This window comes from Cellulomonas palmilytica (assembly GCF_021590045.1).
GTDB classification, from domain to species: domain Bacteria; phylum Actinomycetota; class Actinomycetes; order Actinomycetales; family Cellulomonadaceae; genus Cellulomonas; species Cellulomonas palmilytica.
Genome location: NZ_CP062221.1, coordinates 3,534,948 through 3,556,201 on the forward strand (window position 1 = coordinate 3,534,948; position 21,254 = coordinate 3,556,201).

The window sequence follows — 21,254 nt, forward strand, 5'->3', positions numbered from 1 at the left end:
CCGCTGCTGCCGCCGGCACCATCGAAGGACCTCCCGGACCCACCGGGGACGACGAAGGCCCCGTCCACCAGGACGGGGCCTTCGTCGTCCCGCCGGCCGCGCGGTCGCCGTCAGGACGGCGGCGCGGGCCGGCGTGCGATCACTTGGTGACGACCGCCAGCACGTCGCGCGCCGAGAGGATCAGGAACTCCTCGCCGGCGTACTTGACCTCGGTGCCGCCGTACTTCGAGTAGATGACCTTGTCACCCACGGCGACGTCCAGCGGGACGCGGTTGCCCTTGTCGTCGATCCGGCCCGGACCGATCGCGAGGACCTCGCCCTCCTGGGGCTTCTCCTTGGCGGAGTCCGGGATGACCAGACCCGAGGCCGTCGTCGTCTCCGCCTCCAGCGGCTTCACGACGATCCGGTCCTCGAGCGGCTTGATGGAGACCGACACTGCGGACCTCCCCTTCGCGTGTTGAGTGGTTCAGCGGGTCGCGCCCAGCCACCGTCGTCGCGGGTGCCGGAAGGCCTGGCGCATTGGCACACTCGCCAGGAGAGTGCCAGTTCCCTCACTCTAGGAACGCCTTGGCACTCGGTCAAGGCGAGTGCTAACCGTGTCCGCCCACGGCGGATCCGGGTCACCTGGTGCCCGACAGGTGCACCACGGCGCGCGACAGGTGGAAGGATCGCCGCCATGGATGCCGACGGGCTCAGCCGGCTGCTCGCCCCCGAGGGGTGGGCGCTGCTGTCCGCCCTGCCGCCGTACGACGAGCGGCTCGCGATGCCGCTGGGCGAGCGGCTGCGCGCCGAGGGGCTGCACCCCTCGCTCGTCGCGGCCGCGCTCACGCAGTCCCGGCTGCGTGCCAAGGCCCACGCGAAGCTCGGCGACTTCGCCGACGGCATGCTGTTCACCCCCGCGGGGCTCGAGCAGGCGACGCGTCTCGAGGTCGCCGCACACCACGCGCGCCGCTACCGCGACGCGGGGCTGACGCACGTCGCGGACCTCACGTGCGGGATCGGCGCGGACGCGCTCGCGTTCGCGGGCGTCGGGCTGCGCGTCACCGCCGCCGAGCTCGACGAGATGACCGCGGCGATCGCGACCGTGAACCTGCGCCACTTCCCCGAGGTCGTCGTCCGGCACACCGACGGCCTCGCGCTCGACCTCGCGGACGTCGACGGCGTCTACGCGGACCCCGCGCGGCGCACCGGCGGCGGCTCGCGCATCCACGACCCGGCCGCGTACGCGCCGCCGCTCGACGCGGTGCTCGCCGTCCGCGAGCGCGTCCCCGCGCTCGGTCTCAAGCTCGGCCCGGGCGTCGCGCACCGCGACCTGCCCGCGGACGCGCGCGCGCAGTGGGTCTCGGTCGAGGGTGACGTGGTGGAGCTCGGGCTGTGGTTCGGCCCGCTCGCGCCCGAGGGTCCCGGGCGGTCCGCGCTCGTCCTCGCGAACGACACCGCGCACGTCCTCGCGCCCGACGAGCCCGCGCACGCGCACGTCGGCGAGGTCGGCGGCTACCTGTACGAGCCGGACGGCGCGGTCATCCGCGCGGGGCTCGTGGGCGACGTCGCGCTCGACGTGCGCGGACGCCTCGTCGACCCGACGATCGCGTACGTGACGTCCGACGAGCGCAGCGCGACCCCGTTCGCGACCGGCTACCGCGTGCTCGACCGCATGCCGTTCGGGCTCAAGCGCCTGCGCACGTACCTGCGCGAGCGCGGCGTCGGTCGCCTCACGATCAAGAAGCGCGGCACCGCCGTGGTCCCCGAGCAGCTGCGTCGGCAGCTCGACCTGCGCGGCGGGGCGACGAGCACGATCGTGCTCACGCGGATCGCCGGGCAGCAGAGCGTGCTCGTCGTCGAACCGCTCGACAGACCCGACCCCGCCCCGACCGGCCCGGTCGGCACCTCCCCGGGAGACGCGTGATGGCCGCACCCGTCCACCTGCCGTTCGCGCACAGCGAGCGCTCGACCGTCGGCCTCGAGTGGGAGGTCGCGCTCGTCGACGCCGACTCGGGCGACCTGCGCCAGGCGGCCGACGCGATCTTCGACACCGTGGGGCACGACCACCCGAACATCACGCAGGAGCTGCTGCGCAACACGGTCGAGATCTCGTCGGGCAAGTGCACGACCGTCGCCGAGGCGGGGCGGGACCTGCAGCGCGCGCTCGACGAGGTCGCCGCGGCGGCCGCTCCCCTGCGCATCGACCTCATGGGCGGCGGCACGCACCCGTTCGCGAACTGGGCGACGCAGAAGGTCAGCGACAAGCAGCGCTACGCGACGCTCATCGACCGCACGCAGTGGTGGGGCCGGCAGATGCTCATCTACGGCGTGCACGTGCACGTGGGCGTCGAGGACCGCGCCAAGGTGCTGCCGATCTCGCGCGCGATGCTCACGGTGTTCGCGCAGCTCCAGTCGCTGTCCGCGTCGTCGCCGTTCTGGAACGGCAAGGACACCGGCTACGCGTCCAACCGGGCGCTGCTGTTCCAGCAGCTGCCGACGGCGGGCCTGCCGTACCAGTTCGAGGAGTGGTCGCAGCTCGAGCAGTACGTGGGCGACATGATGCACACGGGCGTCATCGACCAGTTCGACGAGGTCCGCTGGGACATCCGCCCGTCGCCCCGGTTCGGGACGCTCGAGATGCGCATCGCGGACGGCGCGACGAACCTGCTCGAGGTCACCGCGATCTCGGCGCTCACGCACTGCCTCGTCGAGCACTTCTCGTCGCTGCTCGACGCGGGCGAGACCCTGCCGAGCATGCCCACCTGGTTCGTGCAGGAGAACAAGTGGCGCTCGGCGCGCTACGGCATGGACGCGATCGTCATCACCGACGCCGTCGGCGACGAGGAGCTCGTGACCGACTCGGTGTCCCGTTGGCTGCAGGTGCTCGCGCCCGTCGCCGAGCGGCTCGGCTGCGCGGCCGAGCTCGACGACGTCCGCGTGATCCTGCGCCGCGGCGCGTCCTACCAACGCCAGCGTGCCGTGGCCCGCCGCAACGCGGGCGAGCTGGACGCGGTGGTCGCGTCCCTGGTCGCCGAGCTCCGCGCGGGCAAGCCGCTGTAGGCCCGGCGACCGGGACGCGCCCGGCGCTCAGCTCTCGGCGAGGATCGCGTCGATCTGGCCCATCGCCTCGGTCATGCCCTCGGCCATGCCCATGCCGGCGATCTTCTCGAGGTCCTCGAGCGTGTCGAACCGCGACGTGACGGTCATGCGCGTGCCGCCGTCGAACGCCTCGATCCCGACGGCGACGTGGATGGTCGGCAGCGCGTCCGAGGGTCGGCCGCTGTCGTCGGCGAAGCCGTCCTCGAACGTGAGGGAGCGCGGCTCGTCGAGCGAGACGAACGTCCACCAGCCGTGCGCCTTCGACCCGTCCGGGCCGGTCATGTAGTAGCTCGCGTTCCCGCCGGTGCGGAAGTCGTGGTCGACGAACGTGGCGGGCCACTCGGGCGGCCCCCACCAGCGCTCGAGCTTGCGGGGGTCGGACCAGATCGTCCACACCTTCTCGGGCGGTGCGGCGAGCTCGGCGACGATCACGAGGCTCAGCGCCTCGGTGTCCTTCGTGGTGCTGACGACAGTCATGACGGGTCCCTCTCGTCGTTCGGGGGCGGGTTCTCCTGGTGGTCGCCGTCCTCCGCGAGGAGGTCCGCGATCCGGTCGACGCGACCGCGCCAGACCGCCTCGTACGCGTCGAGCAGCCGGGCCGCGGCCCGGACGGTCTCGACGTCGCCACTCACGATCTGCTCACGACCTTGCCTGCGCTTGCGCACGAGCGCGGCCCGTTCGAGCACCGCGACGTGCTTCTGGACGGCCGCGAAGCTCATCGCGTACTGCCGGGCGAGCGTCGAGACCGACTGCTCCTCCGCCAGCACGCGCACGACGATGTCGCGCCGGGTCGCGTCGGCGAGCGCGCCGAAGATCCGGTCGACCTCGTCCTGGTCGAGCGAGCCGACATCCATTTCTACAACCATGTGGTTGTACGTTACGCGCCCTTCGTGCGCCCCACAACCCCCGGGGGTCAGTCCGTGCGCATCGCCTCGGCCACCACGCGCGCGCCGGGCACCGCCTCGTCCAGCAGTCCCGCGACGACGCCCGCACGGTCGGCCGGCGACCGGTTCTGGCTCAGCTTCGCCTTGCCCTCGACCCGCTCGACCAGCAGCTCGACCCCGACGATCGCGCGCAGCTGCTTCGTCACGAACACCTCCGGGGCGTCGCTCACGCGCCACCGCTGCGCGCGGTGCGACTCGTGCGCGTCCGTGAGTCGCGTCAGCACTCCGCGCAGCCAGTCGGGGTCGTCGTGCACGCGGACTCGGCCCGACAGGTGCACCGCGGAGTAGTTCCACGTCGGCACCACGCGCCCGTGCTCCGCCTTCGACGCGTACCAGGCCGGCGACACGTACGCCTGGTGGGCGGCGACGATCGCGAGCGCCGGTGCGCCGTCGTCGCCACGCTCCGCGATCTCGCGCCACTGCGGGTTGCCGCGCGCGAGGTGCGCGACGAGCCGGTCGCCCTCCCACAGCACCGGCAGGAGCGTCGCGACGGGGAACCCGTCCGCTCCGGTCGTCACGAGCTCGGCGGACCCGACCGCGCCGACCAGGGTGCGTGCGGCGTCGTCGTCGATGGCGTTGAAGACGGGGACGTACATGCGCTCGACAGTAACGATCCGGGCCAACCGGATTTCCGCGGCCCGCCCGTCGGCCTACGCGCCCGCCTCCTCGTGCGCGCCGGCCGCGCCGCGCGCGGGCTCGAGACGCACCACGGTGGCACCGAGCGCGGCGGCCTCCGCCGGGTCGTGCGTCACCAGGAGCGCGGTGCGCCCGGCGAGCCGGTCCCGGGTCCAGGCGAGCACGTCGGCGCGGGACGCGGCGTCGATCCCGACGAACGGCTCGTCGAGCACGACGAGGTCCGCAGCGGGCAGCAGCGCCCGCACGAGCGCCACGCGGCGGCGCTGCCCCCCGGACAGCGCGCGCACCGGGCCGTGCCACGCGGCGTCGTCGAGCCCGACCGCCCGCAGACCCTCGGCGGCCAGGTCCCCCGACGAGCGGGGCAGCACGAGCCGGACGTTCGCCGGCGCGGACAGCTGCTCGCACAGCCGGTCCTCCTGGAACGCGGCGGCCCGCGCGCGTCCCGCGAGGCCGCGGACCCGCCCCGACGACGGGCGCACGAGCCCGAGCAGCACGCGCGCGAGCGTCGTCTTGCCCGCGCCGTTGGGGCCCGTCACCGCGGTCGTCGCGCCGTCGGGCAGCTCCAGGCAGAGCCGGTCGAGCACCACGTGCTCACCGAACCGGACGGTGAGGTCCTCCAGCGCGATCATCGCCCGCTCCCGCCCGCGACCACCCGGTCGCCCGCCGCGAGCGCGCGCCGCGCGCGCTCCAGCAGCGCGAGCACCACGCGCTCGGTGAGCGCGGCCAGGACGACGACCACGACCGTCCACGCGAGCAGGTCGGCCGTCGCGAGGAACAGCTTCGCCTGGTACATCTGCTCGCCGATGCTGCCCGCGGGCAGCCCGATCACCTCGGCCGCGATCCCGCTCTTCCACGCGAGGCCGATGCCCGTGCGGCACCCCGCGACCAGGTACGGCAGCACGCCGGGCGCGTCGACCGCGGCCAGCCGCCGCGGCCACGGCACCGCGAACACGCGCGTCATCTCCAGCAGCCGCTCGTCGCGCTGCCGGACACCCTCGAGCACGTTGACGTACAGCACCGGCAGCGCCATGAGGAACGCGACGACGAGCGCGAGACGCGCCGAGTCGGTCCACAGCAGCACCAGGATGATGAACGCCACGACCGGGGTCGCGCGGATCGTCGAGACCAGCGGCGCCAGCAGCGCGTCCGCCCACCGCCACGCCGCGGCGGCCGCCGCGAGCGCGACGGCGGCGACCAGCGCGAGCGTGAAGCCGAGCGCGACGTTCGTCAGCGTGCGGCCGACGGTCGCCCAGAGCTCGCCCGTCGGGACGAGCTCGACGAGCCGCACGACGACGTCCCACGGTCCGACGAGCAGGATCGGCTGCCCGAGCGCGAGCGCCGCGACCTGCCACACCACGAGCCAGCACGCGACGGCCGCGGCCGTCCTCGCGCGCCGCGCGAGGGGGCCCTCGTCCGTGCGTCCGCCGGTGTCGCTCATCCCGACCGCCCGATCAGCCAGGCCCGTCAGCCCGCGTCGAGGTAGAAGTCGTCGCCGGGCAGCGCACCGCCCACGGCCTTCGGCTCGGCGGCGTGCAGCACCTGCAGGTACCCCTGCAGCGCGGGGCGCAGCTCGTCGCCCACGAGGTGCACGACGTGGCACGCCGGGATCGCGGCCTGCGCCACGGGCGCGGCCTTGACGATGCCCGCGGCGACGACGAGCTCGGCGGCCTCGGCGGGCGAGGCGTTGACGAACGCGACCGACTCCGCGTCGTCTGCGAGGAAGTCCGCGAGCGCCTGCGGGTGCTCGCGCGCGAACTGCGAGCGCACGACCGTCACGCCGGTGACGAGCTGCGATGCGTTGCCCAGCTCCGACCACGCCTGCGTGAGGTCCACCGCGACGCGTACCTCGGGGGTCTGCGCGGTCACGGCGGTCGCGTACGGCTGCGGCAGGACGCCCACGGCGCCGGGCGTGGCGGCGAGCAGCGCCGCGACCTCGGTGGCCTCCGACCGGTACTCGACCGTGACGTCCGAGCCCGGCATGAGCCCCGACTGGCGCAGCAGGTGCTCGAGCACGTACTGCGGGCTCGCACCCTTGCCCGTCGAGTACAGGGTGCGGCCGCGCAGGTCCGCGAGCGAGGTGATGCTCGAGCCGTGCTCCAGGACGGACAGCACGCCGAGGGTGTTGACCGCGACGGCCTGCACGCCGGGGTCGTCGTCGGTGCGGGTCTGCTGGTGCACCACCGCGGCGAGGTTGGCGGGCAGGAGCGCGACGTCGACCTCGCCCTTGACGAGCAGCGGGACGACCTCGTCGGGCGTGCCGTACGTCGTGACCTCGTAGTCCTGCAGGCCCGTGCCCGCGTCGGCCTCGCGGATGAGGCCGACGAGCCCGATCGTCGTCGGGCCGGTCAGCGCGGCGACCCGGACGGTGACCCGCTCGGGCGGTTCCGCGGAGGCGACCGGCACGTGCGGCCTCGTCGTCGGGCTCGTCGTCGGGCTCGTCGTCGGTGACCCCGCCGTCGCGCCCGTCCCGCACGCCGCGAGCAGCGCGAGCGCCGCCGTCGCCGCGAGCGTCGTCACGGTCCGCCTCATGTCGGTCCTCACCTCAGCCGCGGAACGGCGCGTACGTGGTGTGCAGCAGGTCGTGCGCGAGCGGCGAGGCCGGCGCGCCGTAGAACTCGTCGTAGAGCCGCAGCACGTCGGGGTTCTCCTGCGACTTGCGGATGGGCGAGAGCTGGTCGATGTCGACGAGCACCTGCTGACGGCCGGGCGTCTCGTCGGCGCACGTCGGCACGGGGTGGCCCGCGCCGCTCACGCAGCCGCCGGGGCACGCCATGATCTCGACGAGGTCGTACCCGACGTCCTCGCCCGCGATCACGCGCCGGATGAGCGGCTCGGCGTTGCCCAGCCCCGAGACGACCGCGACGCGCACGTCGACTCCCCCGGCGCTGACGGTCGCCTCCTTGAGGCCCGCCGTGCCGCGCAGCTCGTGGAAGTCGAGGTGCTCCACCAGCGGCTCGCCGGTGAGCTTCTCGACCGCCATGCGCAGCGCCGCCTCGGCCACGCCGCCCGAGGCGCCGAACAGCACGCCGGCGCCGGACACGCGCGCGTACGGCTCGTCGAACTCGCCGGGCTCGACGTCCGCGGGCTCGAGCCGCAGCATCTGCACCATCTCGAGGAACTCGGTCGTCGTGAGCACCGCGTCGACGTCCCGCACGCCGTCGGTCGCGTGCTCCGGACGCGCGGCCTCGTACTTCTTCGCGATGCACGGCACGATCGACACGACGTACAGCTCGTCGAGCGGGATCCCGGCCTGCTGCGCGAAGTGGTGCTTCACCGTGGTCCCCATCATCTGCTGCGGGCTCTTGCAGCTCGACAGGTGGTCGATGAGCGCGGGGTAGCGCCGCTCGACGAGGTTGACCCAGCCCGGGCAGCACGACGTGAACTGCGGCAGGACACCGCCGCTCCCGACGCGGTCGAGGAACTCGGTGGTCTCCTCGAGGATCGTCAGGTCCGCGGCGAACGAGAAGTCGAACACCTTGTCGAAGCCGACCTTGCGCATCATCCCCGCGATGAACGCGCTGGCCTCGGCGGGCGCGATGCCGTACTCCGCGGCGATCACCGAGCGCACGGCGGGCGCGACGAAGCCGACGACGACCTTGTGCGGGTCGTTGATCGCGGTGAACACGTCGCCGCGCTCGCGCACGTAGTCGAGCGCGCCGCACGGGCACGCGCGCACGCACTGCCCGCAGGACACGCAGTCGGTCTGGTCGAGCGGCAGCCCGTTGTGCGTGCCGACGACGAGCCGGCCCTCGTGGTACTGGAACGCCAGCACCCCGGGGCCCTCGATCTCGGCGCACGCCGTGACGCACCGGCCGCACGCGATGCACTTGTTGTTGTCCCGCACGATGAACGGGTGGTCCGCGACGACGGGCTCGTACGGCCGCACGTGCAGCGGCGTCTCGAACACGATGCCGTGCGCGGTCGCCTCGTCGCGCAGCTGGCAGCAGTCCTGCTTGGCGCAGCCGCACGACAGGCAGCGCGCCGCCTCGGTGCGCGCCTGCTCCTGCGTGAGCCCGGTCTCGACCTCGTCGAACCCGGCCAGGCGCTGCTCGAGCGGGATCGACGGCATGGTCGCGCGCGGCACGCGCACGACGTCCTCGAACTCGTGGCGCGGCAGGTCCTCGAGCGTGCCGCGCGAGCACGAGTAGTCCTCGTGGCCGGGCCGCACGTAGCCGCGCAGGACGAAGTCCGACATCGCCGCGGCGGCCCGCCGCCCGGCCGCGACGGCCTGGATGACCGTGGCCGGGCCGGTGACGCAGTCGCCGCCGGCGAAGATCTTGTCCTCCGACGACTGCATGGTCCGGCCGTCGACCTCGACGTCGCCCCACTGGTTGAGCCGCACGGGCAGGTCCGCGTACGCGGCCTCCTCGGCGCCGTGCGCGGGTCGGCCCCGCACCCACGAGCTGATGTGCACGGGGTTCTCGTAGTAGAGGAACCCGGTGTCGGTGCTCTGGCCGATCGCGCCGATGATCGTGTCGGCCTCGATGTCGAACTGGCTGCCCTCGACGGGCACCGGTCGCCGCCGGCCCGTGCGGTCGGCCTCGCCGAGCTCCATGCGCAGGCACGTCAGGCGCTTGGAGCCGTCCTCGTCGGCACTGATCCGTTCGGGCGCCGTGAGGTACAGCATCTCGACGCCCTCCGCGAGCGCCTCCTCGACCTCGAACGGCTCGGCGGGCATCTCCTCACGCGTGCGCCGGTAGACGAGCCGCACGTGCGACGCGCCCGTGCGCAGCGCGGTGCGCGCGCAGTCGATCGCGGTGTTGCCGCCGCCGATGACGACCGTGCGGCCGAGCGGGATCTCGTCGCCCTTCGCGACGCGCTCGAGGTACTGGATGCCGAGCCACACACCGTCGAGGTTCTCGCCGTCGATGCGCAGCGGGGTCGCGCGCCACGAGCCGATCGCCAGGTACACCGCGTCGAAGTCGCGGCGCAGGTCCTCGAGGCTCAGGTGCGTGCCGAGCGCCTTGCCGGTCACGACCCGCACGCCGAGGGCCCGGATGACGTCGATCTCGGACTCGAGCGTGGTCTTCGGCAGGCGGTACTCGGGGATGCCGTAGCGCATCATGCCGCCCGCGTGCTCCTGCTTCTCGAAGACCGTGACCGCGTGGCCGGCGAGCGCGCTGTAGTACGCCGCGGACAACCCGGACGGTCCGGCGCCGACCACCGCGATCCGCTTGCCCGTCGCGGGCGCCGTCCGCGGGACCCACGGGGTCTCGCGCGCCATGTCCCAGTCCGTCGCGAACCGCTTGACGTAGTTGATCGCCACGGGCTCGTCGACGAGGTTGCGCCGGCACGCCGACTCGCACAGGTGCGGGCACACGCGGCCGCACACCGACGGGAACGGGTTGCGGTCCTTGATGACGCGCACCGCGGCCTCGTAGTTGCCGTCCGCGACGTGCTGCAGGTACGTCTGCACGTCGACGCCCGCGGGGCACGTCTGCACGCACGGGGCGACGCAGTCGGCGTTGTGGTCCGTGAGCAGCTGCTCCAGGCGCACCTTGCGGTACGCCTCCAGGCGCGGGGACCGCGTCGTGACGACCATGCCGTCCGTGACGGGCGTGAGGCACGCCTTGACGTCGCGCGGGCTGCCCTCGCCGACCTCGACCACGCACAGCCCGCAGCTCGCGTTGGAGCGCTCGAGGCGCACGTCGTGGCACAGCGACGGGATCGCGATCCCCTCGGCGGCCAGCGCCCGCAGGATCGTCGTACCGGACCCGACCTCGACCTGGCGGCCGTCGACCGTCACGGTCACGCGCTCGTCGTGCACGCTCACGTCGCGCCCTCCTCGCGGGCTGGAGCGACGGGCCTCGTCGCCCGCACGCCACGCGGCGTGCCCGCGCCGCGCCACCCCCACGCTAGGGAGCCGTCCGCGCCGGTCGCGCGTGACTTCCGACCTAGATGCGCAGTTCGCGCCCCCGGCCAGGACGCGTCAGACGAGGACCTGCGTGAGCGGCATCGAGGAGTCCACGGGGATGTCGAGGGACGACGGGCGCATGCCGCGGCGCACGACCGCCGAGCCGAGCGCCGCGATCATCGCGCCGTTGTCGGTGCAGTAGCGGATCGGCGGGATGCGCAGCTCGATGCCGGCCTCCGCGCACCGCTGCGCCGCCAGGTCCCGCAGCTGGGAGTTCGCGGAGAACCCGCCGCCGACGACGAGCGTCGAGACCCCGTGCGCGCGGCACGCCGCGATGGTCTTGGCGGTCAGCACGTCCGCGACCGCGGCCGCGAACGACGCGGACACGTCCGCGAGCGGCAGCTCCTCGCCCGCGTCCTGCCGCGCCTCGACCCACCGAGCGACCGCCGTCTTGAGCCCGGAGAACGAGAAGTCGGTCGCGTGCTTCGCCTGGTCCTTGGCCGCGGTGAGGCCGCGCGGGAAGCGGATCGCCTCCGGGTTCCCCTCGCGGGCGAGCCGGTCGATGTGCGGGCCGCCGGGGTACGGCAGGCCGAGCAGGCGGCCGACCTTGTCGAACGCCTCGCCCGCCGCGTCGTCGAGCGTCGACCCGAGCTCGGTGACGTTGACGGTGTCGTCGACCAGCAGCAGCGACGAGTGCCCGCCGGACACGACGAGCGCCATGACGCGCTCCGGGAACGGGCCGTCGACGAGCTCGTCGACGACCGCGTGGCCGATCACGTGGTTGACGCCGTACAGCGGCTTGTCGAGCCCGATCGCGAGGGCCTTGGCGGCGGACGCGCCGACCGTGAGCGGCCCGACCAGCCCGGGACCCGCGGTGACCGCGATCGCGTCGACCTGCTCGAGCGTGACGTCCGCGGTGGCGAGCGCGCGCTCGATCGTCGGGACCATCGCCTCGAGGTGGGCGCGCGAGGCGATCTCGGGGATGATCCCGCCGAACCGCGCGTGCTCGTCGACGGAGGACGCGACGGCGTCGACCAGCAGGTCGTACCCGCGCACGAGCGCGACCCCGGTCTCGTCGCACGAGGTCTCGATCCCGAGGACGAGGGGCTCGCTGTTCGGCATGCCGACCACCTTAGGCCGCCCGCGCGGTCCGTCCGGCACCGGAGCGGCCGCCGGGCCGGGACCTGGCCCGAGACGCGGCCGACGGGGTGTGGCGAGCGTCACCCACGACAGGGGGAAGCGACCGAGGTGGTTGAGACTTCACGTACTTCATGACGACCGAGACCGCGACGATCGACTCCCTCGACTTCCCGACGCCCGCGTACGCGATCGGCGACGACGCCGCCGACCTGCTGTTCCGCGACGCCCGCACCGTCGGCGCGTTCACCGACGAGCCCGTGACCGACGCCGACCTCGAGGCGGCCTACGACCTGCTCAAGTGGGGTCCGACGGCGATGAACATCACGCCGCTGCGCCTGCTCGTCGTGCGCTCCGACGACGCCAAGGCCCGGCTCGCGGCGCTCGCCGCCGAGGGCAACCGCGACCGCATCCTCGCCGCGCCCGTCACGCTCGTCGTCGCCGCCGACCCGGCGTTCCACCGCCACCTGCCCGTGCTCGCGCCGCACCGCGCCGCGATGGTCGAAGGGCTCGAGGGCCAGGTCGCCACGCGCGAGGCCATGGCCCGCACCAACACGCACATCCAGACCGGCTACCTGGTGACCGCGCTGCGCGCCGCGGGCCTCGACGCCGGGCCGATGGGCGCGTTCGACGCCGCGGGCGTGGACGCCGAGTTCTTCGCCGAGAGCGGCTGGCAGTCGCAGCTGCTCGTGCTCGTCGGCCACCGCGACGGCGTGGGCACGCACCACCCGCGCGCCGCGCGCCTCACCTGGGACCAGGTCTCCGCGACCGCCTGACGAGCGGACCGGGTCGGCCGCGCGCGGCCGACCCGGTCCCTCAGGTCCGTCCCGGGCCTCAGGTGCCCGTCGCGACCGGGCGCTCCGGGTCCGACGACCACTGCGACCACGAGCCCGGGTACAGCGCCGCCTCGACGCCGATGCTCGCGAGCGCCGCGACCTGGTGCGCCGCCGTGACCCCCGAGCCGCAGTACACCGCGACCGGCGCGCCCGCCCGCGCCCGCAGCGCGCGGAACCGCTCGGTCAGCGCGTCCGGCGGCAGGAACGTGCCGTCCGCCGCGAGGTTCCCCGCGGTCGGCGCGCTGACCGCACCGGGGATGTGCCCCGCGCGCGGGTCGACCGGCTCGACCTCCCCCGCGTACCGCTCGGGCGCGCGCGCGTCGAGCAGCGTGCCCGTCGCCGACCACGCGGCGGCGTCGTCGGCGTCGATCGTCGGCAGCGCGCCCGGTGCGAGCACCACGTCGCCCGGCTCGGGCGTGACCTCGCCCGGCTCGGTCGACAGCCCCGCCGCGGTCCACGCCGCGAGCCCGCCGTCGAGCAGCCGCACGTCCGCGACCCCCGCCCAGCGCAGCAGCCACCACGCGCGCGCCGCGGACGTGCCACCGCTCGCGTCGTACGCGACGACCGGCGCGCCCTCGCGCACGCCCCAGCGCCGCGCCGCGGCCTCGAGCGCCGCGACGTCGGGCAGCGGGTGACGGCCCGCCGCCGCGCTCGGCGGCGCCGCGAGCTCGGTGTCGAGGTCCACGTACACCGCGCCGGGCAGGTGGCCCGCGAGGTACTGCTCGTGACCGTCCGTGCGCCCCAGCGCCCAGCGCACGTCGAGCAGCACGGGCGGCTCGTCGCCCGTGAGCTCCCCTGCGAGCTCACCGGCGAGCGTCACCGCGTCCACCAGCACGGCCGCACGCGTCGTGTCGGTCGTCGCGTCCGTCGTCGCGTCCGTCGTCGCCCTGTTCGTCATGCCCGATCCCCCGTCTCGTCGCCGGGTCCCGCGGTCGCGGTAGACCCCTCGCCCGGAGCCTGCGTCAGGTCGAGGCGCATGGTCCAGGCGTCCTTGTTCTCCGGCTGGTAGTACCCGCGGCGCAAGCCCAGGCGCTCGAATCCCGCCCGCTGGTACAGCCGCAGCGCGGGCTCGTTGTCGACGCGCACCTCGAGCAGCACCGACGGGGCCCCCAGCTCGCGCGCGCGGGCGACGAGCGCGTCGAGCAGCACGCGACCGATCCCGTGGCCCTGGTGCTCGACCGCGGTGCCGATCGTCATGACCTGCGCGTCGTACCCGTCGAACCACAGCCCCGCGTACCCGACGAGCGGGCCGCTGCCGTACTGCGCGCCGACGTACCACCGCCCCGGGCCGACGACCTCCTCGGCGAGGCTCGCGGGCGACCACGCGGCCGCGCCGAACAGCGTGCGCTCGAGCACGTCCATCGCCGGGACGTCGTCGGGGGTGAGCGGCCGCAGCCGCAGCGGCGTCCGGGCCGTGCTCATCTGCCGACCATCCGCCGTTCAGCCACCGAGGACGCGCTTGCTGCCGGCCGGGGGCACCGCGTCGGGACGGCGCAGGTACAGCGGGTCGGTCGTCAGCGCGTCGCCCGCGGCGCGGCGCGCGAGCGCGAGCGGCACGAGCTCGGCCGCGTCGAGGTCGTCGGCGTCCGGCACGTGCGTCAGGTGCGCGAACGCGTCCGGGTACAGGTGCGTGCCCGCGCCGACGACGAAGCCCCCGGCCACCGCGGCCTCGTCGGCCACGTCGCCCGCCGGCCCGACACGCGGTGCGACGACCGTGTGCAGCGCGCCGGCCTCGTCGCGCCGGTACGCCGCCCAGTAGACCTCGCGGCGGCGCGCGTCGGTCGCGACGACGAGCGGCGCACCCACGGGGACCGCGCGGGTCGCGGCCGCGGCGAGCGCGTCGAGGCTCGGGACGCCGAGCGCGTCCACGCCGAGCGCGAGCGCGAGCGTGCGGGCGGTCACCAGACCGACGCGCAGCCCCGTGAACGGCGCCGGACCGGTCCCGACGACGACCGCGGACAGCTCGCGACGGTCGACGCCCGCGTCGGCGAGCGCCTCGGCGACCAATGGCGCGAGCAGCTCCGCGTGGTGGCGCGGCAGGTCGGCGCGGTGGCGGGCCAGCGCGGTGCCGGTGTCGTCCGTGACGGCGACGGAGACGGACGAGGACGTGTCGAGGGCGAGCAGGGGCACGACGCTCAGCCTGCCACGCCTTGGTCGGTGGCCGAGCCCTCGTCCGCCCGCACCGCGAGCGCCGTGTCCCCGAGCGCCGTATCCCCGAGAACCGTGTCCCCGATAACCGTGTCCCCGAGAACCGTGTCCCCGAGAGCGGCCAGGTCGACCCCGGCCCACCGCTCGCCGACGGCGCGCAGCGTCACGACGCGCTCGCCCGCGCCGCCGTCGTCGTCCACCGCGTCGTCGCCGGGCGCGGTGCCCCCGCGCGGGCGCGTGATGGCGACCTCCAGGCGGTCCGTCGCGATCGACTCGACCCAGCCCTGGCCCCACTCCACGACCGTGACGGCGTCCTCCAGGCTCGAGTCGAGGTCGAGGGCCTCGACCTCGTCGAGCGAGGACAGCCGGTACGCGTCGACGTGCACGAGGTCGGGTCCGGCCGTGCCGTCGTCGCGCACCAGCCCCGGGTGCACGCGGGCGATGATGAACGTCGGCGACGCGACCTGCCCGCGCACGCCGAGGCCCGCGCCGATGCCCTGCGTGAGCGTGGTCTTGCCCGCGCCGAGGTCACCGGTGAGGACCAGCAGGTCCCCGGCGCGCAGCACGCCCGCGAGCGCGCGGCCGTACGCGCGCGTGGCGTCCGCGTCGGGCAGCCGGACGACGACGTCGCTCATCGCGCGCCTCCCGCCGTAGCGGCGGCCTGGCCGGACACCTCGTCGTCCAGCACCTCGAGCCCCACGTACTCGCGCGGCACTGAGCCGGACAGGCGCGTGACGATCTCGTACGAGATGGTCCCGGCGGCCACCGCCCAGTCCTGCGCGGTCGGGCCGCCGTCGGCGCCCGTGCCGAACAGCTCGACGCGGTCCCCCGCCCGCTCGGTCGCGTCCGGCCCGAGGTCGACGACCACCTGGTCCATGCACACGCGCCCGGCGACGCCGAGCGTGCGGTCCCCGACGCGGATCGGCCCGCCGAGCCGGTCCTGCGCCCCCGAGGCGTGCCGCGGGATGCCGTCGGCGTACCCGAGCGGCACGACGCCGAGGCGCGTGGCACGCGGCGTGACGTACTGGTGCGCGTAGGACACGCCGTGCCCGGCGGGGACGCGCTTGACGGTCGCGAGCTCGGCCTCGAGCGTCATCGCCGGGACGAGCCCGTACTCGCCCGGGCCGCCGAGCTGCGGCACGGGCGACAGCCCGTACACCGCGATGCCGGGCCGCACGAGGTCGTAGTGCACCTGCGGCGACGTGAGGGTCGCGGCGGAGTTCGCGATGTGCCGGACCTCGAGCGCCGCGCCCGCGGCCTCCGCGAGCCGCACCGCGTCCGCGAACACGTCGTGCTGCGCGCGCACCGTGGCGTGGTCGGGCTCGTCGGCGAACGCGAGGTGCGACCAGATCCCGACGAGCGCGACGGCACCCTCGGCCTGCGCGCGCAGCGCCGCGGGGAGCAGGTCGGCGAGGTCGTCGGGCGTCAGGCCGTTGCGTCCCAGGCCCGTGTCGACCTTGAGGTGCACGCGCGCGGTGCGGCCGACGAGCCGGGCGGCGGACACGACCTCGTCGAGCGCGGGGGCCGACGAGACGGACACGTCGACGTCGGACTCGATCGCGCGGGCGATCGGGGCGCCCGGCGCGTACAGCCACGTGAGCACGCGTGGCGCGCTGATCCCCGCGGCGCGCAGCGCGATCGCCTCGTCCATCTGCGCGGTGCCGAGCCACGTCGCACCGCCCGCGAGCGCCGCGCGCGCCGACGGCACGAGCCCGTGCCCGTACGCGTCCGCCTTCACCACCGCCATCACCTGCGCGGTGGGCGCGTGCGCCCGCAGCGAGCGGACGTTGGACGCGATGGCGGACAGGTCGACGACGGCTCGGGCGGGGAAGGTCACCGGCCCATCCTCCCACCGCGACCGGCCGGACCGGCCGAGCGCGCGGTCGTCGCGCGGCCGGTGGCGAGCAGCGCGCGCACGGTCTCGGGCAGCGCGAGCGCGATCCCGCGCGCCGTGACGGGGCCGTCGGGGTTCGCGGTGCGTGCCGCGCGCCCGTGCACGAGCGCCGCCGCGGCCGCGAGGGCCGCCGTGAGCGACGGGTCGTCGACGACGTCCGCGGCGCGGGCCGCGAGCATCGCGCCCAGCAGCCCGGCGAGCACGTCGCCCGCGCCCGCGGTCGCGAGCCACGCGGGCGCGTCGGCCTGCGCGTACGTGGCGCCCCCGGGTCCGACGACGAGCGTCACGTGGCCCTTGAGCAGCACGGTCGCGCCGGTGAGCTCGTGCGCGAGCCGCGCGTGGTGCAGCGGGTGCGCCTCGACGTGCGCGCGGTCGACGCGGTGCCCGCGGTCGGTGAGCAGCCGCGCGAGCTCGCCCGCGTGCGGCGTGAGCACGACGTGCGCGGGCACGTGCGGCGGGAGCAGCTCGAGCGCCCCGGCGTCCACGACCGCGGGCTCGCCGCGGTTCACCACGCCCTCGAAGGCGTGCTCGATGCGCCGTCGCTGCGCCGCGTCGTCGGGCGACACCCCCGGTCCGAACACCCACGCCTGCACGCGGCCCGGCCCGACGACCACCTCGGGCCGCCGCGCGACGACGAGGTCCGCGACGTCGCCCAGGTACCGCACCATCCCCACGCCCGCGAGCACCGCGGCCGAGGTCGCGAGCACCGCGGCACCCGGGTACCGGCGTGCGCCCGCGACGACGCCGACGACGCCGCGCGAGTACTTGTGCGCAGCCGGGGTCGGGACCGGCCACAGCTCGGCCGCGTCGTGGTCCTCGAGGCGGGCGACCGCGGGAGGGTCCGGCAGGTCGAGCCCGATGTCGACGACCTCGACCTCGCCCGCGAGCGCCGTCGCGGGCGGCAGCAGCAGCCCGGGCTTGGGGGCGCCGAACGTCACGGTCCGGTCGGCGCGCAGCACGGTCCCCGCCGCGGACCCGTCGTCGACGCCGATCCCCGAGGGCGTGTCGACCGCGACGACGACCGGGACCGCGGGCGCACGCTCGTCGTCCGCGGACAGCCGCGCGACGAGCGCCCCCGCGACGCCCGTCAGGCCACCGGGGCGTGCGCCGATGCCGAGGACCCCGTCGAGCACCACGTCCGCGCGGGCCGCGCGCGCCGCGGCCGCCTCGACGCCGTCCTCGTCGACGACGAGCACGCGCCCGCCGACCGCCAGCAGCGCCGCGCGACCCTCGTCGTGCACGCGCGGCGCGAGCGCGAGCGCCAGCACGTCCACACCCCGAGCCCGCAGGTGCGCCCCCGCGTGCAGGGCGTCGCCGCCGTTGTTCCCCGGCCCGACGAGCAGCACGACCGACCCGCCGACCACCCGGCCGCGCCGCTCGCGCAGCACGCGCGCCACCGCGCCCGCGAGCGCGAACGACGCGCGCTGCATGAGCGGCGCACCGGCCGCGAGCAGCGGCGCCTCCGCGGCGCGGACCTGCGCGGACGTCCAGGACAGCAGCACCTGCCCATCCTCGCGCCCGATCGGGGGCGGGGCCAACGAGAGCCCGGTTTGCTACGGTTCCCGGTTCGCGCCGTCACCCGCAGCGAGGAGGAACCCGTGGACTCCGCCCTGAGCGACCCGTCCCCCGCCGCCGTGCTGGGCGTCGTCTGCGCGGTGTGCGCCGTGGTCACCGCGGTCCTCGCGACCGTGGGCTTCCGGTGGCTCGCCGCCGCGCGCGGGGTGCAGCGCGTGCGCGTCCCCGCTCGGCAGCTGTCGTCGTCGTACGTCGGGCCGGGCACGTTCGTCGACGTCGAGTACCCCGGCCCCGACGGGAGGCCGCTGCGCACGCAGCTGTTCGTGTGGCTCGTGCGCGCTCCGGGCGTCCCGTACACGTTCGACGGCACGGTCTGGGTGGACCCGCGCAACCCGGCCGACGTGACCCCGCGCCGGCAGGGCCGCACCACCCGCGCGACGCTGACGCTGATCGTCGCGGCGATCGCGCTGGCCGCGACCGTCGGGACCGGGTTCGCCGCGCTCGTCGTGCGCTTCGGTGAGACGTTCCCCGGCTGACCTGCGCCTGCCGGTGCGGCGCGGGTACGGTGCGCCCATGCGCTTCGGACTCTTCATCCCCCAGGGCTGGCGGCAGGACCTCACGGGCATCGACGCCTCGGAGCACTGGGCGGTGATGAGCGGGCTCGCGCGGTACGCGGACGAGGGCGACGCGTTCGAGTCCATCTGGGTCTACGACCACTTCCACGCGGTGCCCGAGCCGAACGGCGAGGCGACGCACGAGGCGTGGAGCCTCATCAACGCGTTCGCGGCGAGCACCTCACGCGTGCGGCTCGGCCAGATGTGCACGTGCATGGCGTACCGCAACCCCGCCTACCTCGCGAAGGTCGCGACGACCGCCGACGTCATCTCGGGCGGTCGCGTCGAGATGGGCATCGGCGCCGGCTGGTACGAGCACGAGTGGCGCGCCTACGGGTACGGGTTCCCCACGGCGGGCGAGCGGATCGCGATGCTCGACGAGGGCGTGCAGATCTTCAAGCAGCTGTGGACGAACGGCGTCGCGACGTTCGCCGGCAAGCACTACCAGGTCGACGGCGCGCAGCTGTCGCCGCTGCCGCTGCAGGTCGACGGGCCGCCGCTGTGGATCGCGGGCGGCGGCGAGAAGAAGACGCTGCGGATCGCGGCCGAGCACGCGCAGTACACCAACTTCGACGGCACGCCCGAGGGGTTCGCGCACAAGTCGGCCGTGCTCGCCGAGCACTGCGCCGCGATCGGCCGCGACCTGGCCGAGATCACGCGCTCGGCCAACTACAACGCCGTCATCGGCGAGACCGAGGCGGACGTCGACGACAAGATCGCGTGGGTCGAGGAGCACTACGCGCTGACCGTGCCCGCCAAGGCGCCGGGACTCGCCGAGGACTTCCGCAACGGCCCGCTCGTCGGGACCCCCGAGCAGGTCGTCGAGAAGCTCACCGCGCTGCGCGGGCTCGGCCTCGAGTACGCCATCACGTACTTCGCGGACGCCGCGTACGACCGCTCGAGCATCGAGCTGTTCGCCGACCAGGTGGTCCCGGAGCTGCGCTGAACGTCGCCCGACCTCACCCGGCGGTACCGCACGCACACGGGTGGCGGTCGGGACGTCCGGGCTCGCCCGACCGGGTGACGCACCTCGCCGCTAGTCGGACGGCGCGGGCGGTACCGGGGCAACTCGCGCGGTTCGACCGGGTGACCCCCTGCAAAAGGGCATCTTACCTGCGGGATTCTCGCGCGGGGCGAGGCAGACCTCGTCCTCCAGCGACCGAAGGATCCGCATGACTCAGGCCCGTACCCGCACGCGACTCGCCGTCGCGCTCGCCACGCTCCCCGCGCTCGCCGTCGGCTCCCTGCTCGTCGCCGCCCCCGCGTCCGCCGCGACCGGCTCGATCGTCGGCAAGGTCGTCCTGCCCTCGGGTGTCGAGGCGCCGTACAAGCTCGCGGTCGCGTGGGCGCCCGGCGCGAAGGGCGCCGACTTCGCCGAGACGACGGAGGTCGACGAGGCCGGCGACTTCAAGTTCGACGAGCTCGTCGCCGGCAAGTCGTACCAGGTCAGCATCATCGACTTCCAGGGCAAGGTGGCCACCGGCTACTACGCCGGGTCGTCGAAGTACGTCGCGACGTCCGCCGAGGCGACCGCCGTGAAGACCGGCTCGAAGATCACGGTCCGCCCGGTCAAGGCGGCGGGGCCCACGACCGTCCGCGTCATCGCGCCGTACCTCTCGGAGCCGCCGAGCTGGTGGTACGACCACTCGGGTCCGTACCTGGTCGAGCCCGGCACCGCGCGGTTCTCCGGGTACGCGGGGTCGTACGGCGAGATGCCCACGGCGGCGTCCTCGGCGTTCGGCGTCACGAAGCCGGGCAGCGCCTCGTTCGACCGTCCCGCGGAGAGCGGCAGCACCGTCCAGATGTCGCTCCCGACGGGCGGCCTGTTCCCGGGCGCGAGCTACACCCTCTCGTTCCCGCACTACGACGAGGAGGGGTCGAACGACCAGTTCCTCAACGCCTACTACTACGGCGGCACCAAGCGCGTCGTGACGAAGAACCTCGCGGCCGCCGGCACGTTCAAGGCGGGCGCCTCGACCGCGGACATCTACGTCTTCGGCGCGAAGGCGACCACGGCGGTCGGCATCACGGGCACCGCCAAGGTCGGCGCGACGCTGAAGGTCAAGGCCGCGACGTGGTCGCTCGCCGGCACGACGAGCTACCAGTGGCTGCGTGACGGCAAGGAGATCTCGGGCGCGACGGCCTCGTCGTACAAGCTCACGGCCGCGGACCTGCGCACGAAGATCTCGGTCAAGGCGACGCACCGTCCGACGATCGCGGGCAACGCGTACGGCTTCTCGACGTCGACGAAGACCGCCGCGGTGATGGCGGGCAACGCGCCCGTCGCGAAGGCGCTGCCGGCCATCACGGGGACGACGAAGGTCGGCAAGACGCTCACCGCGTCGCGCGGCACCTGGGACTCCTCGGGTCTGACGTTCACGTACCAGTGGCTGCGCAACGGCACGGCCATCTCGGGCGCGACGAAGAACACCTACGTGCTCACCTCGTCGGACGCCGGCAAGAAGCTCTCGGTCAAGGTCACGGCCAAGCGCGACGGCTACCTCGCGGGCACTGCGACGTCGAAGCAGACCGCCGCGATCTCCCGCTGATCGCACGCGCTGCTCCCGGGCCCGTCACCGCTTCGGCGGTGGCGGG

At 74.7% G+C, this 21,254-nt stretch carries 20 protein-coding genes and 1 pseudogene; 6 read left to right on the forward strand and 15 right to left on the reverse strand.

Features of this window, described 5'->3' with window-relative positions:
• Positions 1 to 139 precede the first annotated feature (139 nt).
• The gene (gene groES / locus F1D97_RS15910) at positions 140 to 436 is read right to left on the reverse strand and encodes a co-chaperone GroES (protein WP_236121467.1); all 297 of its coding nucleotides are present in this window, start codon (positions 434 to 436) and stop codon (positions 140 to 142) included.
• Positions 437 to 676: 240 nt separating this feature from the next.
• Between groES and F1D97_RS15915 the strand changes: the two genes are divergently transcribed.
• Positions 677 to 1,906, forward strand: a complete 1,230-nt coding sequence (locus F1D97_RS15915; protein WP_236121468.1) for a class I SAM-dependent methyltransferase — start codon at positions 677 to 679, stop codon at positions 1,904 to 1,906.
• Entirely contained in the window at positions 1,906 to 3,042 is a 1,137-nt protein-coding gene (locus F1D97_RS15920) for a glutamate--cysteine ligase (protein ID WP_236121469.1), read from the forward strand. Before F1D97_RS15915 ends, F1D97_RS15920 begins: the two co-directional genes overlap by 1 nt.
• 27 nt (positions 3,043 to 3,069) lie before the next feature.
• Here F1D97_RS15920 and F1D97_RS15925 read toward each other — a convergent pair whose 3' ends face one another.
• The 8 genes from F1D97_RS15925 to tsaD all read right to left on the reverse strand — a co-directional run bounded on the left by F1D97_RS15925 (position 3,070) and on the right by tsaD (position 11,637).
• Positions 3,070 to 3,558 (reverse strand): SRPBCC family protein, encoded by a 489-nt coding sequence (locus F1D97_RS15925; RefSeq protein ID WP_236121470.1) that lies wholly within the window; start codon positions 3,556 to 3,558, stop codon positions 3,070 to 3,072.
• Positions 3,555 to 3,935, reverse strand: coding sequence for an ArsR/SmtB family transcription factor (locus F1D97_RS15930; RefSeq protein ID WP_236121471.1), 381 nt, complete (start codon positions 3,933 to 3,935; stop codon positions 3,555 to 3,557). Before F1D97_RS15930 ends, F1D97_RS15925 begins: the two co-directional genes overlap by 4 nt.
• Before the next feature lie 59 nt (positions 3,936 to 3,994).
• Positions 3,995 to 4,621, reverse strand: coding sequence for an FMN-binding negative transcriptional regulator (locus F1D97_RS15935; protein ID WP_236121472.1), 627 nt, complete (start codon positions 4,619 to 4,621; stop codon positions 3,995 to 3,997).
• 54 nt (positions 4,622 to 4,675) lie between these two features.
• Positions 4,676 to 5,290 carry an ABC transporter ATP-binding protein gene (locus F1D97_RS15940; protein ID WP_236121473.1) on the reverse strand — a complete coding sequence of 205 codons (615 nt, stop codon included), beginning with the start codon at positions 5,288 to 5,290 and terminating at the stop codon, positions 4,676 to 4,678.
• Positions 5,287 to 6,099, reverse strand: a complete 813-nt coding sequence (locus F1D97_RS15945) for an ABC transporter permease (RefSeq protein WP_236121474.1) — start codon at positions 6,097 to 6,099, stop codon at positions 5,287 to 5,289. Before F1D97_RS15945 ends, F1D97_RS15940 begins: the two co-directional genes overlap by 4 nt.
• A gap of 26 nt (positions 6,100 to 6,125) precedes the next feature.
• Positions 6,126 to 7,178 (reverse strand): ABC transporter substrate-binding protein, encoded by a 1,053-nt coding sequence (locus F1D97_RS15950; protein ID WP_236121475.1) that lies wholly within the window; start codon positions 7,176 to 7,178, stop codon positions 6,126 to 6,128.
• Between the two features lie 25 nt (positions 7,179 to 7,203).
• A complete protein-coding gene (locus tag F1D97_RS15955) occupies positions 7,204 to 10,434 on the reverse strand; it encodes a [FeFe] hydrogenase, group A (protein WP_236121476.1) in 3,231 nt (1,076 codons plus the stop codon).
• Positions 10,435 to 10,590: 156 nt separating this feature from the next.
• The gene (gene tsaD, locus F1D97_RS15960; protein ID WP_236121477.1) at positions 10,591 to 11,637 is read right to left on the reverse strand and encodes a tRNA (adenosine(37)-N6)-threonylcarbamoyltransferase complex transferase subunit TsaD; all 1,047 of its coding nucleotides are present in this window, start codon (positions 11,635 to 11,637) and stop codon (positions 10,591 to 10,593) included.
• A 149-nt stretch (positions 11,638 to 11,786) separates the two neighbouring features.
• On the opposite strand from tsaD, the gene F1D97_RS15965 reads away from it, so the two are divergent.
• Entirely contained in the window at positions 11,787 to 12,428 is a 642-nt protein-coding gene (locus F1D97_RS15965) for a malonic semialdehyde reductase (RefSeq protein ID WP_236121478.1), read from the forward strand.
• Between the two features lie 58 nt (positions 12,429 to 12,486).
• Here the strand turns inward: F1D97_RS15965 and F1D97_RS15970 are convergent, their stop codons facing one another.
• The 6 genes and pseudogenes from F1D97_RS15970 to F1D97_RS15995 all read right to left on the reverse strand — a co-directional run bounded on the left by F1D97_RS15970 (position 12,487) and on the right by F1D97_RS15995 (position 18,032).
• Positions 12,487 to 13,386, reverse strand: a complete 900-nt coding sequence (locus tag F1D97_RS15970) for a sulfurtransferase (protein WP_236121479.1) — start codon at positions 13,384 to 13,386, stop codon at positions 12,487 to 12,489.
• Positions 13,383 to 13,910, reverse strand: a complete 528-nt coding sequence (gene rimI, locus F1D97_RS15975; protein WP_236121480.1) for a ribosomal protein S18-alanine N-acetyltransferase — start codon at positions 13,908 to 13,910, stop codon at positions 13,383 to 13,385. Before rimI ends, F1D97_RS15970 begins: the two co-directional genes overlap by 4 nt.
• 18 nt (positions 13,911 to 13,928) lie before the next feature.
• Positions 13,929 to 14,618, reverse strand: coding sequence for a tRNA (adenosine(37)-N6)-threonylcarbamoyltransferase complex dimerization subunit type 1 TsaB (gene tsaB / locus F1D97_RS15980; protein ID WP_236121481.1), 690 nt, complete (start codon positions 14,616 to 14,618; stop codon positions 13,929 to 13,931).
• A gap of 131 nt (positions 14,619 to 14,749) precedes the next feature.
• Positions 14,750 to 15,271 (reverse strand): annotated as a pseudogene (gene tsaE, locus F1D97_RS15985) (tRNA (adenosine(37)-N6)-threonylcarbamoyltransferase complex ATPase subunit type 1 TsaE); the annotation flags it as partial.
• On the reverse strand, positions 15,268 to 16,473 hold the full coding sequence (gene alr / locus F1D97_RS15990) for an alanine racemase (RefSeq protein WP_236121483.1): 1,206 nt from the start codon (positions 16,471 to 16,473) through the stop codon (positions 15,268 to 15,270). The gene alr and the pseudogene tsaE, both read right to left, overlap by 4 nt.
• Positions 16,470 to 18,032 (reverse strand): bifunctional ADP-dependent NAD(P)H-hydrate dehydratase/NAD(P)H-hydrate epimerase, encoded by a 1,563-nt coding sequence (locus F1D97_RS15995; protein ID WP_236121484.1) that lies wholly within the window; start codon positions 18,030 to 18,032, stop codon positions 16,470 to 16,472. The genes alr and F1D97_RS15995 overlap by 4 nt, the downstream gene beginning before the upstream one ends.
• A 96-nt stretch (positions 18,033 to 18,128) precedes the next feature.
• Here F1D97_RS15995 and F1D97_RS16000 point away from each other — a divergent pair, with 96 nt between their 5' ends.
• The 3 genes from F1D97_RS16000 (at position 18,129) to F1D97_RS16010 (ending at position 21,208) form a co-directional block, all read left to right on the forward strand.
• Complete coding sequence (locus tag F1D97_RS16000; protein WP_236121485.1) at positions 18,129 to 18,581, forward strand: hypothetical protein; 453 nt, start codon at positions 18,129 to 18,131, stop codon at positions 18,579 to 18,581.
• Between the two features lie 37 nt (positions 18,582 to 18,618).
• Complete coding sequence (locus tag F1D97_RS16005) at positions 18,619 to 19,605, forward strand: LLM class F420-dependent oxidoreductase (protein ID WP_236121486.1); 987 nt, start codon at positions 18,619 to 18,621, stop codon at positions 19,603 to 19,605.
• Between the two features lie 226 nt (positions 19,606 to 19,831).
• Complete coding sequence (locus F1D97_RS16010; RefSeq protein ID WP_236121487.1) at positions 19,832 to 21,208, forward strand: hypothetical protein; 1,377 nt, start codon at positions 19,832 to 19,834, stop codon at positions 21,206 to 21,208.
• Positions 21,209 to 21,254 lie beyond the last annotated feature (46 nt).

What these genes read in the sequence shown, in the direction of transcription:
- F1D97_RS15915 (WP_236121468.1), top strand. Translation starts at nt 677, where the DNA reads ATGGATGCCGACGGGCTCAGCCGGCTGCTCGCCCCCGAGGGGTGGGCG.
- F1D97_RS15920 (WP_236121469.1), top strand. Translation starts at nt 1,906, where the DNA reads ATGGCCGCACCCGTCCACCTGCCGTTCGCGCACAGCGAGCGCTCGACC.
- F1D97_RS15925 (WP_236121470.1), bottom strand. Translation starts at nt 3,558, where the DNA reads ATGACTGTCGTCAGCACCACGAAGGACACCGAGGCGCTGAGCCTCGTG.
- F1D97_RS15930 (WP_236121471.1), bottom strand. Translation starts at nt 3,935, where the DNA reads ATGGATGTCGGCTCGCTCGACCAGGACGAGGTCGACCGGATCTTCGGC.
- F1D97_RS15935 (WP_236121472.1), bottom strand. Translation starts at nt 4,621, where the DNA reads ATGTACGTCCCCGTCTTCAACGCCATCGACGACGACGCCGCACGCACC.
- F1D97_RS15940 (WP_236121473.1), bottom strand. Translation starts at nt 5,290, where the DNA reads ATGATCGCGCTGGAGGACCTCACCGTCCGGTTCGGTGAGCACGTGGTG.
- F1D97_RS15945 (WP_236121474.1), bottom strand. Translation starts at nt 6,099, where the DNA reads ATGAGCGACACCGGCGGACGCACGGACGAGGGCCCCCTCGCGCGGCGC.
- tsaD (WP_236121477.1), bottom strand. Translation starts at nt 11,637, where the DNA reads ATGCCGAACAGCGAGCCCCTCGTCCTCGGGATCGAGACCTCGTGCGAC.
- F1D97_RS15965 (WP_236121478.1), top strand. Translation starts at nt 11,787, where the DNA reads ATGACGACCGAGACCGCGACGATCGACTCCCTCGACTTCCCGACGCCC.
- F1D97_RS15970 (WP_236121479.1), bottom strand. Translation starts at nt 13,386, where the DNA reads ATGACGAACAGGGCGACGACGGACGCGACGACGGACGCGACGACCGAC.
- rimI (WP_236121480.1), bottom strand. Translation starts at nt 13,910, where the DNA reads ATGAGCACGGCCCGGACGCCGCTGCGGCTGCGGCCGCTCACCCCCGAC.
- F1D97_RS16005 (WP_236121486.1), top strand. Translation starts at nt 18,619, where the DNA reads ATGCGCTTCGGACTCTTCATCCCCCAGGGCTGGCGGCAGGACCTCACG.
- F1D97_RS16010 (WP_236121487.1), top strand. Translation starts at nt 19,832, where the DNA reads ATGACTCAGGCCCGTACCCGCACGCGACTCGCCGTCGCGCTCGCCACG.